We start from the raw sequence: 14,986 nt of genomic DNA, 5'->3' as shown, positions 1-14,986 counted from the left end.
CACATTTCAGTTTGAAGAATCACCTTTTTATTCTTTGTTCAGAGTTAGGCAATGACATCAAACTTTGAATTACCCTAACAACCACCCTTCAAAAGGAATATATTGCCATACGAAATGGGCGTCATGCAGATGTGTCGAAAATTATTTTAAATGCATTTATTTGATCGAGTCAGTATTCTGACTGACCGATGTACCCGACTGCCCTAAAAAATATCATAAGATGATTTACATACTCATTATCTTTGTTTGCCCTATACATCTTGTTGGCAAGTTTTGTTTCTTTTACCCAACCAATTTCGACAAGCTCGCTTAGATTGCGTTTTATATCTTCTCTTTTCAAATTTGTCTTCTTGTGAAGAGAATATACGGTGGCCATTTTATCAGCCTCAGATAGCGCTTTGATAAGCTTTATCTTTCCTATGCTTCCCAGTCCGATCTCCACTATCTCTTTGGTAGTGATAGTGTTCAATTGTTATTTTCACCGATGCGACTCTTCTGAGCACCCTTCAGTGCCACATGTCTTTGCAATATCGGCTCAAGATCATTTATGGATCTCGAGTGCATTCCGATCTCTCGTAGTGATCTAATCTCGATAATATTTTTGGTATTCAGATCGTCAAGGTAATCCTCTATATCCAGTTTCTTTAAACCAAATTCTTCAGCAATCTCCAAAGCATGAAGGCGAATTTCCTTCAAACTTACGTACTGCTTTTTCTTCGATCTGAGCGCTCTTATCACAGCTATTAAAGCGAGAATTTGATTCTTTGGAAGCTCCTCTAGGTCTTGAGTGGTAACAGATGGATGCATCTGGCCATGGACTTTCCGGATATGGTCTAGTAGTACCCTTCCTGTTCCTGTAGATTCTGCAATATTTCCTGCAAAAAGTAGAAGGTCCAATGAGTATCTAATATCACCATTTATAGGGCCAGATGTTGTGAACTTTGATACCTCATCGATTATATCTGTGCCAATTACATTTGCATTAAATGCCTCTAGACATCTACTTATCAGAATATCGCTTACTTGACTAACTGAATAAGGCTTAAACTCAATTGGTACTCTTCCCAGAGTGCTCAGTTCAGCATGATCAAGTCGGCTATAGAAATCAGTGCTTCTTGCGATGAATATTACTCCCTTCACATTACATGGTTTTTCAGGATCAAACTCGTTGAGACGAGTTAGATCATAAATAATGCCACTACTCTCTTTACTAATTTTTATAAGGTAATCAATCTCATCCAAAATAATTATAGCATATATTTTGTTTTCACGCAGGTATCGTAACAAATATCTTAGCATTTCTTCTGCGCTCATACCTTGAGCGGGGAGCTCAGGGGCAATTCTCTCTAATAACAGTCTATATATTGTGTATTTGTTACCACCCTGCAACTTTAGATTTACGTAGGCTGTTGCTAGCCTCAGCCTATTGTTCCTAAATTCATCCTCAAACATTTTAGAAAATTTCAGCACAGTAGAAGTCTTTCCTATACCTGCAGGGCCAATAATTTGTAACACTGCAAGTGGGAATTCATCTAGTTTGTCATATGAAATCCTCAGTACACTTCGGATTTGATGTATTTGTTTTTCTCTATGCGGGAGTTCAGCAGGCATATAACGAGGGGACAATTTTGATCTGTCACGAAATATCAAACCACTGTCCACCATTTTGATTCTAAACAGAAGGATGTAAACTAGATATATATTGCATTGCGTAGCATGATTCAAGTCGCATACATTCAACTTCTGCTTGTAATCCATTAGCAAACTTACTTCACTTTATTCAGTATCCACAAAGATTGGACTGAGCGTCGGGAAATCCAAATACATGCTACAATATACTTGAAATTCGATTTGGAGTTAGTTCCTAACTTAGTGCAAGTCCGATCAAATGTTAATATGTAGTCTAAATTGATTTATAGCTAAAAGCAAGAATATGAGCAAATTTTTTGAAAGGCACAATTACCTTAATAAGCTGGCGCAGAATTCATATAAAGCGATTGATGCTGGTGTCTACTCAGGAGAAAGTCCTGACTATAGCAGCCACAATCAGCTTAGTTTAAAAAGATCTATTCTTTCGTGCGCTCATACACCCTTGATTACCGAGATTAAATTCGCTTCTCCGTCTAGAGGAACAATTCACAATCAGGATCCTTCAGATTCAAGCCTAAAAGGTATTGCAACAACTATGGTAGATGCAGGCGCAATTGCGTTATCTATTGTGACACAGCCCTATCTGTTCAATGGATCTCCAGATTATTTATCAGCGATTAGAAAAACCGTAGCGGTACCCATTCTGATGAAGGATATTGTAGTCAGTGATGTTCAAATCGATTCTGCTAAGCGCGTGGGGGCTGACTGCATATTGTTAATAAAATCTATTTTTGACAACAACCTTGCAGAAGGAAGTATAGAAAAATTTGCGGATTACGCCAATAGAAAGGGGCTCCAAGTTGTCTTCGAAGCGCACAGGGAGCAGGAATACAAGGAAGTATTAAAGTTGATAAGAGATCAAAAACAGAATCTAATAGGCATAAATAATAGAGATTTAGAGAGCTTAAATGTAGATATTGGTACTACGTTGGATTTGCTCAAGAGATACAACAAGTTAACCAATACTGTAATCAGTGAAAGCGGCATATCTAGGCCAGAAGACATTCAGCAGCTGAAAAGGGGTGGGGCAGATGCATTTCTGATAGGTACGAGCATCATGGAATCTGAAGATATAAGATCCACGATCACCAATCTTTATCAATCGACCTGATAACTTTGTATATTTCGGATCTCCTCCAATTAGCACATTCGGTTCTCAAGTGCGTCTCCGGAAAACGTATAGCATTTTCACAGTATTTTAATAAACTAGGGACAAATCTTTAGTTGAGAATGCTAAGCAGCTATCCCACAGACAACCGGTTTGGCAAATATGGTGGAAGGTATGTTCCTGAGACCCTAGTGCCAGCATTAGACGAGCTTGAAGAGGCGTACAATAAGTTTAAAAACGAATCATTCTTTCAAAGCGAACTCAAATACTATTTGGAGCAGTATGCTGGTCGGCCAACTCCTTTGTTTTTCGCCAAAAATCTCACCAAATATTGTGGTGGGGCCAGAATATTTCTCAAGAGAGAGGATCTTTTGCATGGAGGTGCACACAAAATTAATAATACATTAGGCCAGGCCCTCTTGGCAAAGCGACTGCGTAAGAAAAGAGTGATTGCTGAAACTGGTGCTGGTCAGCACGGTGTAGGAACAGCCATAGCGTGTGCAGTTTTGGGGCTAAGTTCAGAGATTTATATGGGTTCTAAAGACATGAAGAGACAAAAGCCAAATCTCACTCGAATGCGTTTACTTGGAGCTAAAGTCAATCCTGTGCACAGCGGAAGTCGAACACTTAAGGATGCCATAAATGAAGCTTTGCGAGATTGGATTACTAACGTTCGATCCACTTATTACCTCATCGGCTCAGCTGTCGGACCTCATCCCTATCCGGTTATAGTCAGAGATTTCCAGAGTATAATTGGCCGGGAAATCAAGATGCAGATAAAAGAATATTCGAAAACATCGCAGTTGCCTGATGCTGTTGTTGCGTGTGTAGGAGGTGGTAGCAATGCAATTGGAACCTTCCATCCCTTCATAGATGAATCCAATGTTGGTTTGTATGGTGTGGAAGCAGCTGGCAAGGGAATCAAATCAGGGAAACATTCAGCAACTTTATCCTGGGGCTCACCAGGGATTATCCATGGGATGTTTACCTATCTTTTACAAGATAAGTTTGGACAAGTGTCTACTACTCACAGTATTTCTGCTGGTCTAGACTACCCTGCAGTAGGGCCGGAGCACGCGCTTTTAAAGGATGTAAAGAGGGTAAAGTATACGCAATGTACTGATGTGGACGCAGCTGAAGCTTTTCTCCTTCTCTCTAAGCTTGAGGGGATAATTCCTGCGCTTGAGTCTTCTCACGCAGTCTCATATGCTATGAAACTTGCTAAGGAGATGGGTAGAAGGGAGAACATCGTTATAACATTGTCAGGGCGTGGTGATAAAGATGTTGAAGTCATGCAAAAATATCTAGCAACAAAGGACAAGAAATCGCAGAATTGCTAGGGCCTAACTTCTTTTTGTCGTGTCTGACGGTCTAAGCGACGTTAAACTCGTAAATTACTCAGGCAGCCAAGTTAAGAGAGTTCAGAATCAAGACCGAAGCAGAATTCAACAAAAGGGAAGTTAATATACTGCTGCCATGCTGGGATTCTCGTCATAAATTCATGAATTCCGTTCACCACTATTTCATCCTACCATACGTTTTACTTGAGACAATTGCTGCTCGCCTCAAATTTGCATGCTTCTAATTGGCCATATGCTCTAGCTATCACAAATTTGTGAATAGAGTGTGGCTTTCTCATATTCAAACCATCCCCGTCATACCGAGATATAGAACGAAAATTTTCAAACTACTGCAGTTAAGTTACTGCAGTAACTGCAAAGTGACTGCAGTCAGGACAACACCAATCCACAACATCATCCTTGAAGTAACCTTAACTCCTCTATGCAGGGCATTGAATTTGGCAGACAAATTACTCACTCAGAACAATAATAAATACACGTGTATCAAATAGCACTTCTGCAAACATCAGGATGAAAGAAATAGATCTGAAGTGCCTCTTTATTAAATCGCTCTATTCAGGCCACATTAATGGATTCGACTTTTTTTCATCAAAGGATCCTAGTATTACTATCAAAATTAAGGATGAAGCATACTTCAGGGGTTTTGATCTTTTGATTGCAATAGTGCAGAATAGACCTAGTTCCGTTATTCAGTTCGACTCGATCGACTCTTACGACAGTTACCTTAATGTATTAGTTAGAACAAGCCAACTATCTCAATTTGCACACAGAGAAAAATGCAGAATAGATTTGATTAAATTTTTTCCTGTAGAATTGAAATCTGACGATGATGTAATTGATAAGCGTCTTCCAAACCAGATTCTGAATGCAATCTTAACATTTGGTACTGCCATTCTTGTACTCGATAAGAAACACGGAGACAGAGCTAAGAATAGAGCATATCGTGATGTGATACCGGCAACCATTATTTCATACACTGGTCGAGAAGACTACTTTGAGGTAATATCAGTTTTCAGAAGATTCATAGTCTCTAGCATGCTTGATCTCGATAGAAAGAAGCTAGCGAGTCTTTTATTGGATTACAGAATTGAAAAACACTCTAGTATGTTCCGCTGCTTACAGAAAATTCAAAGAATCTATCAAAAACTTATTTTTAACCAGCTACTTGGTTATGACCCCAAATTTGACAATGAGGAATTGAGTTTCCTTCAAAAGCTGGCAGAGGTAAAACCTCCACAGGAGCGGAAGGAATTGAAACAACTCATAGACACAACAGCAAATTTCAAAATAACTGACTACATGTACAATTCTGATTAGCGCTTGTAGATTAGTTTACCATAGAACCATAGAACTAAGGAGTAACTATTCCCGAAGCATCTTGTGCAAATAATATATTGTTCAGTGTAACCTGATATTTTGCTCCGTTTCTTTCTACAATTATTTCAAGATCGTCTATTGAATCTGAAATTGCTTTTTTTGTCGCCACATGAATACTCTCATGTGATATCAATCCTTCAATGAATGGTTCGATCCTTTCGAAGTCACTCAGCCCGGACTTGGCATGAGCTTTAGACTGTATAACCAACATTATTTCATTTTCATAGGTGAAATAAGCGGGAGATTCATCGACCGCGCAGGCGAAAGCAAAATCACTGATAGTCATGTCTTAACCCATGTAGTACTAGTCATTGTGGGCATGAACAAATTTATGATATTTCCAAATCTGTTAATTCTCGTTACTTCGGGAGTCATAAGAATTACTGGCCCTACTTTCTATTCTGGCTAATAGGTGCTTATAAAACAAAATACTCGGCATCAGGATGGTGTACCACGATAGCAGCAGTGGACTGATCAGGAATTATTTGACCGGCATCAGTCAAACTCATTCCTGAGGGAGTAGGATCTAAGAGAGTCCACACCAGATGATGTTGTGATATGTCAGGACAGCTAGGATAGCCCCAGCTATATCTTAACCCCCCTTTAGCCAGATTGAGCTCAGTTTTTATAAGTAGATTCGTCCATTCAGCCAAAGCCTCTGCTGTTTCTACTGCCAGCCCGTGCAGATAATACGCGTCGGTATATTTGTCATCTTGGTTCCACTTATCAATGGTCTTAGTCACCTTATCGCCAACTGTAACTGCTTGAAAAGCAACGATGTCATTTTCGCCAAAATAATCTGAGATGCACAAATTTTTTTCTTTTGACGACCTTGGAAAATTAAAAGTCACTTCGGCCCCATCCGCCGATTCTACGGCCAAATCGTTACCTCTATTATGACATTTGAAGTAGCCATATACAATCCTGGGTTCAAATATTCTTTCTCTAATGACACGATCCTTCCATACCTCGAATAGTTTTTCTGCCTCTATGTCCAGACCTTTTGCACCTATCCCACGAAAACCCCAAGAGAGAACAAATAGTGATTTCTTATTAAGAAATGGCCATACGGTTCTCAGGTCGATCTGGCCAATTTCAAGCCTCACTCTCTTCGCTATATGAGGAGCCATAGGTGCTGGTAAAGGCTTAATTGCGCTGCGTGGAAGATCTATTGATGCTGAAGAGGATTTTTGTTTCGCTTGCCATTTTTGAAGTTTTTCTTGCCACGCTGAGATATAGGCCGTTCTACCAGTAGACATCAGTTTGTTCATCACATTTAATCCTTCAAAGGCGGTCTTACAATAGAAGACACCTGGTTTGTAAGTACCTCCCTCTTTGGCGATTCTATTTATGTAATCACTATTGATTGCTGCGCCACCACATAATACAGGTATTGTCATGTTATTCATCCTAGACTGCTCTACAAAATATTGCATTTGCTTGGAGGTTGAGACTAACAGAGCTGAAAGTCCAACTGCATCAGCATCAACTTCTTTAATTTTTTCAAAAATCCGTTGCAAGGGAACTTGCTTACCCAAGTCATAAACTGAGTATCCATTATTAGAAAATATAGTCTTCACAAGATTTTTGCCGATATCGTGAACATCTCCATAAACAGTACAGAGTACAAGCTTGCCCTTACTTACCCCTTCGCGCTTGATCAGATACTTTTCTAGCTCCACAACAGCAGCCTTCATACACTCAGCAGATTTTAATACAAAGGGGAGAATTAGTTGCCCTGCTCCAAATTTGTCTCCCACCTCTTTCATCGCTGGCAGTAGTACTGAATTTAACGTATCCACGGCAGCCTCGTGCACAAGTTCTTTTGGAGCATTAGCTATTAGCCTATCCTTGATAGTTTTGTTTGGTTCGGCATTGCCGGTATCAAGTTTTTCGTAGATCCTACCTGCTATTGACTCTCTGACATCGAACTCTATCCCTTCCTTTAATCTATGGACAATTCTAAAATGACACCTAATATTTGCTGACCAGCTTGGGTCCAGCTCGGCTTTTTTAGATGGGGCGTCAGATCCATGGCTTACTCCTTCGAAATATGTGATCAATTTACCAAGGGCATTTGGATACCTGTTAAAGATCAGATCTTCAGCAATAGTTCTCTGCTCAGAATCTATATCATAGTAAGGTATAATGTCCTTGGCATTAACAATCACTGCATCAAGCCCTGCGAACAAAGCGTGGTGTAAGAAAACTGAATTCACAATTTTCCTGATATTAGGAGCTAGGCCAAAACTTACGTTGCTTATTCCAAGTACGGTAAAACACTCAGGGATTGCTTGTTTAACCAACCTGATTCCTTCGATGGTAGCTTTCGCTGAATCCAAATATTCTTCCTCTCCCGTAGCCAGAGTGAAGGTCAGAACATCAAAAATGTACTGCCAAGGTTTGAGTCCATATTTTTTGCCCGTTTCGAAGAGCAAAAGCGCTGTTTCTACCTTTTCTTTCGACGTCTTAGCCATTCCCTCTGGCCCTATGCACATGGCAATTGCAGGAACTCCATATTTTGCCATTAAAGGAGCCAGCGCATGAAATCTGTTTCCTTCGCCTTCAAGATTGATAGAATTGATTACTGGTCTTCCCGGTATTTGCTGCAATGCTGCATTAATAACATTAGGATCAGTAGAATCAATAAATAATGGCGCATCGATTTCTGCGCTTAATCTCTTAACTAAAATCCGCATGAAATCAATTTCGTCTGACCTCTCTGTTGTTGCAACGCAGATGTCTAAGCAATGCGCACCATCCTCCACCTGCTTTCTAGCCAACTGAACCAGGCCATCAAAGTCGTCGGCAAGCACCATTTCTTTGGCTCTCCTAGAGCCTTGGGTATTAAGCCGTTCACCGATTATCAGCGGCGGGGGTTCTTGCCTCACATCAACTGCCTTCAGTCCTGAACTTATTCTAGGTATATGCCTCATTGATTTTATGGGACATAACAACTGCTCCTAATCCTTTCTAATACCTTACGTTTGGCTTTAATCTGCATATGTAAAAGAAACTCAAAGTAAAATTAGATGTGCTTCGTTCCTAGATCACTGAGTGGTTTGTAAGTCATTTAGCATAAAGCGCATTGCTTTAATGTGCAACGGATTGGTCCCGCAGCAGCCTCCTATTATGCGAAGAGTCTCGCAGTTTTCAACGAATTCTCGTAGTTTTCCACACATCTCGTTTGGGGTCATAGCGTAAATCGCTTTCCCGCCCTCATTCCTTGGCATTCCTGCATTTGGCATAACTAATATTGGTAATTCGTTCTGTTCATTTAACCATTGTACGCTTTGGGCCATTTCAAAGGGCCCTGTCGAACAATTTAATCCAAACACGTCAATACCCATATCAGATACCGTGGTATAAGCGGCTTGGATGTTTGTTCCAAGAAGCATCTTACCGTATTGATCTAACGTCACATTGGCAATTATAGGTACTCTTCTCCCTACGTTTTTGATTGCATCATGAATTGCTTCGATTGCTAACTTTACTTCCAATATATCTTGACTTGTTTCGATTAATAGGGCGTCTACTCCACCAGATATCAATCCTTTAACTTGTTCGGCAAATGCATTCTTAATTTCGTCAGGGGACTTTTGACCCAGATCAGGATCGTCTGAACTTGGCAAATAGCCGGTAGGCCCTATTGATCCAATCACGTACAGTTCCCTGTCCTCAAATTCCTGCTCTCCACAGACGCTCCTCGCAAGTTCAGCCGCCCTCTTGTTGAGCTCGAATGTCCTATTGCCATATGAATACTCTGATAATTTGAAAAAATTAGCTCCAAAAGTATTGGTTTCTATGCAATCTGCGCCGGCAGATAAATAGCTTCTGTGGATTTGCTTGATCCATTCAGGTCTACTGATTGTTAGCCCATCATTAAAGCCGTCTCTACCTTCTGGAAAATCTGTGGCTTGTGGGTCCAGACGTTGGATTTCTGTTCCCATTGCACCATCAAATAACAAGACCCTATCAAGGATAGCTTCACTGAACGATTTCATAAGAGAGGTATAACTTCGCTCATCGGTTTTAATAGTTTAATCAACTCACTCACTCTGTCTTGCCTATCTAATCGTATTGCATTAGCCTTACAATTTGCGAAAGGCTCATTCATTTTTCATTGCGAAGGGCTCGTGCAACAGCTCATATAAGGATACTGAGGGACTATGCAAAGGGCCCATAGTTCAGCTTGGATAGAATTGCTGCCTGCGGAGCAGTTGGTCGAGGGTTCGAGTCCCTCTGGGCCCGTATAAGTTTTCATTCGGGTCCGCGAAGCTTAAGAGCAGCCACTAGAATATGATAATAGCGTGGCTAGAAGAAGAATCGACAGAACAGTTCTCGCAGGTGATTCGGTTACATTGTTTAAAAATCCTATTACATGTTGACAAGAACATCAACAGCAACAGAAGAACAAAAAAGAGAAAAAGTAAAGGTGGAATGTACAACTAGAATAATTCGCGAGTTAGCACCAGATTAGGCCACGGGGCTACGACAGTCGAAAATTGACTGCTTTAGAGATATTTGGGCTTTTTGTTAAACGAGTTCTTAATATAATCCTCATAAATCTGCGTTGCTGATTAACTTACACACTTTATGAAAAATTGACGTTGTTGTCTAGCAACCTTAATCTTCTAGTACAGTTTTACTCTTGTCATGGGAGGAATTGAATCCATGAAATGTGCATTTCATGACAATATCAGACTAGATAATTACACCAAACTAGATGGTAAAGACAGACTTGTACATGAACATCTGTTTGTTGAGTCGGTAAGCTTCTGTCTCAGTTGCCTTACTTGTGGCGAATCTTACTGCAAGAGATGCGGCATATTAATAGAAAATCCAAACAAAACCATACCTCAAGTTTCTATGAATGTGCATTAGTTTCATGGAGTCTAGAGAAAGACCTCGGCAGTCATTAAGGTTCAACCTTTGATTACCACAACCATATAACGCCTCCGGAATAAAATATAACGCATTCTTTCAAAAATAATGTGGTATTTGCCATTAGTTGGATTCGGTAATATATGCGCATAGATAACGTTTCCGCTCACACTGTGATAGTATGGGTTCGTGTCTAAATAGCCCATAACTTGTTCGAAGCGTTTTAATAATATGGCCGTCATCTGTCGCCAATGAGGTAATGTGTGGATCACTAGTGAATATTTCGTTCAAATTGAAAGAATATTGTATTTAGGAATTCTGTGATTTGCCCTCAAGTCCGTACCAACATATTTCAAAAATTATGGACGTTATTTACAATCTTAATCCAGGCTCCGTTTTAGACATTGGTTCAGGATTCGGGAAATATGGCTTGCTTTGTAGAGAATATTTAGAATTGTGGGATGGTAGACAAAAGTATCAAGAATTTTTGCGAAGAATTGACGGGGTAGAGGTTTTTGGTAAATATATAACCCCTGTACATCAATTTGTTTACAACAACATTTACTCAGAAGATATTACCACACTCGTAGATCGGCTCGATTTTCGATATGATTTGGTTCTGTTGATAGATGTTTTTGAGCACTTTGACAAGCCAACAGGGGAATCATTGCTAAGAAAATTATTGCAAAAAAATAATAGCGTTCTAATTTCTACGCCTAAGAACCCAAGCGCCCAAAAAGATGCATTTGAAAATAAATACGAAATCCATAGGGCCAAATGGACCAAGCCTGAATTGGCAGATTGTCGACATACATTTTTTATTAGAGACAGGACCCACAGAATCGCATATATCGGCAATAAGAGTAGTGGAGTAGTGTTGACAAATTAAAGAGAAGGACATTTCTCAGACGTTTCTATTTTCTTCCTGGGACGCAATATCTTGCACGGAAGTATGTAAAATTAAGAAAACATAAATCGAAGGTCGAAGGTAACCCAGACTCAAAAAGCTCCTTAAAGGCCGCCACATATTGATTTAGCCAAGATAATCCGTTTAAATAATCCCTGTCCTACAAATCTGACTCTACGTAGTCAGACAACGTCAGGTGTCGTAACATTTCAGACTCATTATTTCAAGTTACGATAATTATTAGTTTTATGGGTGAGATGAGTTTGCTTGTTCCCCCCTTACCAAACGTGGCTAGTTGGAGTTTGTGATCATGAAATATTGAGTCTCTGTAGGAGTGTTTGTTTGAAACTCACCACCCCGTCAACCCCGTCAAAAAGGAAATAACTGCTAGACGAGTACCTGATTGAAGTGACCTTAAATTCCTATTCATGAGCCTCCCTATTATTGTGCTTGTCTCATTGTTAAATTGGTTTTCAAATCAGATACTGGAAGGCGGCCGGGGAAGGCCAGGTGAAGCAACACTTCAGTAATACGCCAACGATACTAAGCTTGGGATTGAATATATTGGCATGTTTGACAAGTGTTATAGGTTTCACCATCAACATGACTAAAGTGCGTATTGCATGATAGGCAGGTATGATGCATATCATCGAATCCATCATTCGCAATAAATCTGAAGTCTTCCAGATGTTGATTCTTACATTTGATACATCGACAACCGCATATAGCCATACTATTTTTGAGTCGTGACTATTGCCTAATATAAAATTTGACCAATGTATGAATTTCTATCAGGCATGTGCCAACCTTTGCTGTTTTAATCATTTATGATCTTTGCTTCTGCAGCAAAGTTGTAAAGCATTTTTGTTTAGGTTCAAATACTAGCCTCGCTATTCAGGATAGCTATTATGTGTTTGAACTTCGGCTTGAGTAGCTCTGACATTGCTCTTAGTCACCTTACAAGTCTGGTCGCCTAACTCGACACCTTGGATGACGCTATCTGGTCTATGTGTATTGAGAAATGTCCATATTTCAGTTACATCAACTCCTTTGAAACTTCCTGTGCCTGCATATGATACTTTGGAAGTACCATCTGGCCTCCGCACACCGCACCTCCCTTTGACCCATGATCTTTTCATGAGTTTCATATGCCAGTTGGCCCAAAAGGCTTGGCTGGTTATTGCCACTGATACCATCTTGCGTCCTTGCAACTGCCACGTGAATATTGTCCGTCGTACTGCCAATTAGCACAACAAAAGGCGATAAAAGAAGATCAAGTTATATCAATCTTCTTTACCACATTGCCGGTATTCAGTGATTGTGCTACCTTGAGTAATTTTAGGCATCCTCGCCGCTTAAGTACTGATTGGGTCGGTTCGACAGCTAACTAACGTATACTGGGATCGACAAATTTGTTACCTTTAATATTTATCTTCAATATCTTGAACTGTTTGAAAACTCCAATATGAACACCCATACACTAATAATAGGAGATTCGTCCGTTATGCCTGAACTCGGATCTCAGTCAGTACATTTAGTCATCACTTCACCGCCTTATTACAATCTCAAAAAATACGGATCCTATGATCAAGTTAAATCATATAGTGAATACCTGTATAATCTCCAGCCAACCTTTAAAGAGATTAAAAGGGTCATGATGCCAGGAAGGTTTGTTGCCATAATAATCGGTACAGCGATCACAAATCATGGAATTAGACCCATTAATGCCGACATTATAAAAATCATGGAAAATCTCAAATTCACCTTTGTCAAGGAAGTCGTCTGGATGAAGCCAAAGGGGACTCAGGGTCTCTGGCAACGCGGCGTAACCAAGTTTCTCAAGAAAGAACCTTACCCTTGTCTCTTTAGTGTAAATATCCAACATGAATATATCCTGATATTCCGGAATGAAGGTCAAATGCAGCTTCGATTCGAGCCGGAACACAGACTATCTGAGAAATTTATCAAAGAGGTTTCATGGAGTGTATGGGAAATAAGGGTATCTACTACTAAAGGTCATCCTGCCCCATTCCCGGACGAGATACCTTCGCGACTAATAAAATTATACACTATTCAAGGAGAGACCGTCCTTGATCCATTTGGTGGCACTGGGACGACGATGAAGGCTGCTAAAATTTTGAAGCGCAATTCTATACTCTACGAGGTCAATTCAGATTATAAGGATATCATAAAGCAGAATGTAAGATGGGAAGAAGCCAGCGACTCAGACACAGAATACAAGATACAAACCAGGGAAAAATGACACTACCGGAATTAATAAGAATTCAACAACTTTGTGAGTTAGATTGGGAGCTGATATCCGTCAACACAGAGTACTACACGCACAGCTTTCACCCGTACTCTTCAAAATATGTACCACAAATTCCAAATAGGATAATCTCATCTCTCAGCCTAAAAAATGAACTCGTGCTGGACAATTTTGTAGGAAGTGGTACCACTTTGGTAGAATCTAGATTGTTGGGCAGGAATTCGATTGGGATTGATATTAATCCCCTTGCATGCCTAATTTCCAGTGTTAAAACAACGACAATTAGCCCTTCGACCATCCGGGAAATAAGTCGATTTTTGCTTAATTTGCAAAGCGCTATTCTCGAATATCGAAAAAATGTACGGTTAGTTGGTTCCGAATTTGTACATGCAGAACTTACCTTGGATAGTAAATTAAACTAAAAAAATGGTATCATCCAAATGTAATTTGCGAGTTGCATTTAATCATCAACAATATAAATGCAATAAATGATCCATATGCGAAAGACTTTCTGAAAGTAGCGTTTTCTTCACTACTGAGGAGCGTTTCTAACAGCAAGAGTGGTTTTGGAAACCTAATGATAAATAAGCAGCCTGCTCCCAAAGAAAGAATATTCGAAAGGTTTTCATTAGCTACTGCAAGAATGCTTAGAAACGCTAACGATTTTAGTAAAGCAGCATCTAACTCAGATGTAAAAGTCCTGAATGGAGATAGCAGAAATATCTCATTTATTGAGGACAATAGTGTAGATCTAATCTGTACGCATCCGCCATACATGGCTGCTGTTCCTTACGTTGAGTATCAAAGGCTGTCATTGTGGTGGCTAGGATATGATTTGAGCTATTTAGAAGATAACATGATTGGCGGAAGGAGGAGCCGACCTGATACGCCTCAACGGTTTTTTAGAGATATGAATAGAGCGTTGCTTGAGATGAAACGCGTTTTGAGAAACAAGAAATACTGCTGTATTACGATAGGTAATCCTACCCACAGAGGTAAGATGTGGGAATTGAATCAAATAATAAAGCGTTATGCTGTTGACGCGGGCTTTACCTTCATTAAGGAGATCAGGCGAGGTAAATACCATTCTACCATGGGCAAAATGAAGGAAGAGTTTGTACTCATCTTAAGGAAAGAATAATCCAAACGTGGGGAAAGCAGTTTCCTGAAGCTTTGTTTAGACAAGATTCAGAATATCTTAAATTATTAAGTAGGAGTGATCCTCTACCAAAAAATGACATTAAGTTGAATATTATTACTTTAAACTATCTCAAGCCGTTTAGTCACTTATTGATTCAACGCAAACTTTTATGTAATTATATTATTGAGATGTGATCGAATTCTTAGGTAATAGAAAAATGTCAAAATGTGCATCATAGCTCTTAATTCAGACAAATGTAATTAGCTTAGGGGTAAATTAGGGGTTCCCA

Annotated in this window: 13 protein-coding genes and 1 tRNA gene; 8 read left to right on the top strand and 6 right to left on the bottom strand. The window is 39.7% G+C overall.

Annotation, left to right across the window (positions count from 1 at the left end):
• Window positions 1-169 precede the first annotated feature (169 nt).
• Complete coding sequence (locus DYY65_RS06150) at window positions 170-469, bottom strand: hypothetical protein (RefSeq protein ID WP_162477100.1); 300 nt, start codon at window positions 467-469, stop codon at window positions 170-172.
• Entirely contained in the window at window positions 466-1,650 is a 1,185-nt protein-coding gene (locus DYY65_RS06145) for a Cdc6/Cdc18 family protein (RefSeq protein ID WP_236561701.1), read from the bottom strand. Before DYY65_RS06145 ends, DYY65_RS06150 begins: the two co-directional genes overlap by 4 nt.
• 283 nt (window positions 1,651-1,933) lie before the next feature.
• On the opposite strand from DYY65_RS06145, the gene DYY65_RS06140 reads away from it, so the two are divergent.
• The 3 genes from DYY65_RS06140 to DYY65_RS06130 all read left to right on the top strand — a co-directional run bounded on the left by DYY65_RS06140 (window position 1,934) and on the right by DYY65_RS06130 (window position 5,436).
• Complete coding sequence (locus tag DYY65_RS06140) at window positions 1,934-2,761, top strand: indole-3-glycerol-phosphate synthase (RefSeq protein ID WP_162477098.1); 828 nt, start codon at window positions 1,934-1,936, stop codon at window positions 2,759-2,761.
• A gap of 119 nt (window positions 2,762-2,880) precedes the next feature.
• Complete coding sequence (gene trpB, locus DYY65_RS06135) at window positions 2,881-4,098, top strand: tryptophan synthase subunit beta (RefSeq protein ID WP_162477097.1); 1,218 nt, start codon at window positions 2,881-2,883, stop codon at window positions 4,096-4,098.
• Between the two features lie 531 nt (window positions 4,099-4,629).
• Entirely contained in the window at window positions 4,630-5,436 is an 807-nt protein-coding gene (locus DYY65_RS06130; protein WP_162477096.1) for a hypothetical protein, read from the top strand.
• Window positions 5,437-5,470: 34 nt separating this feature from the next.
• Here DYY65_RS06130 and DYY65_RS06125 read toward each other — a convergent pair whose 3' ends face one another.
• From DYY65_RS06125 to DYY65_RS06115, 3 genes are all read right to left on the bottom strand, one after another.
• Window positions 5,471-5,782, bottom strand: a complete 312-nt coding sequence (locus DYY65_RS06125; protein ID WP_162477095.1) for a hypothetical protein — start codon at window positions 5,780-5,782, stop codon at window positions 5,471-5,473.
• A 130-nt stretch (window positions 5,783-5,912) separates the two neighbouring features.
• On the bottom strand, window positions 5,913-8,432 hold the full coding sequence (locus DYY65_RS06120) for a dihydropteroate synthase (RefSeq protein ID WP_162477094.1): 2,520 nt from the start codon (window positions 8,430-8,432) through the stop codon (window positions 5,913-5,915).
• A 114-nt stretch (window positions 8,433-8,546) separates the two neighbouring features.
• A complete protein-coding gene (locus tag DYY65_RS06115) occupies window positions 8,547-9,500 on the bottom strand; it encodes a homocysteine S-methyltransferase family protein (protein WP_162477093.1) in 954 nt (317 codons plus the stop codon).
• Between the two features lie 172 nt (window positions 9,501-9,672).
• Between DYY65_RS06115 and DYY65_RS06110 the strand changes: the two genes are divergently transcribed.
• Window positions 9,673-9,747, top strand: a tRNA-Arg gene (locus tag DYY65_RS06110).
• A 958-nt stretch (window positions 9,748-10,705) separates the two neighbouring features.
• Entirely contained in the window at window positions 10,706-11,269 is a 564-nt protein-coding gene (locus DYY65_RS06105) for a methyltransferase domain-containing protein (RefSeq protein WP_162477092.1), read from the top strand.
• A gap of 908 nt (window positions 11,270-12,177) precedes the next feature.
• Here the strand turns inward: DYY65_RS06105 and DYY65_RS06100 are convergent.
• Window positions 12,178-12,483 carry a hypothetical protein gene (locus DYY65_RS06100; RefSeq protein WP_162477091.1) on the bottom strand — a complete coding sequence of 102 codons (306 nt, stop codon included), beginning with the start codon at window positions 12,481-12,483 and terminating at the stop codon, window positions 12,178-12,180.
• 308 nt (window positions 12,484-12,791) lie between these two features.
• On the opposite strand from DYY65_RS06100, the gene DYY65_RS06095 reads away from it, so the two are divergent.
• The 3 genes from DYY65_RS06095 to DYY65_RS06085 are packed head-to-tail and all read left to right on the top strand — an operon-like array spanning window position 12,792 to window position 14,697.
• Entirely contained in the window at window positions 12,792-13,550 is a 759-nt protein-coding gene (locus DYY65_RS06095) for a DNA-methyltransferase (protein WP_162477090.1), read from the top strand.
• Complete coding sequence (locus tag DYY65_RS06090; protein ID WP_162477089.1) at window positions 13,547-13,978, top strand: DNA methyltransferase; 432 nt, start codon at window positions 13,547-13,549, stop codon at window positions 13,976-13,978. Before DYY65_RS06095 ends, DYY65_RS06090 begins: the two co-directional genes overlap by 4 nt.
• A 32-nt stretch (window positions 13,979-14,010) precedes the next feature.
• Window positions 14,011-14,697, top strand: coding sequence for a hypothetical protein (locus DYY65_RS06085; protein ID WP_162477088.1), 687 nt, complete (start codon window positions 14,011-14,013; stop codon window positions 14,695-14,697).
• Window positions 14,698-14,986: the final 289 nt, after the last annotated feature.

It is taken from the genome of Nitrososphaera sp. AFS, from assembly GCF_009898475.1.
Taxonomy (GTDB): Archaea; Thermoproteota; Nitrososphaeria; order Nitrososphaerales; family Nitrososphaeraceae; genus Nitrosopolaris.
The sequence above is the reverse complement of the archived record's forward strand: the minus strand, read 5'-3'. Positions and strand labels throughout refer to the sequence as shown.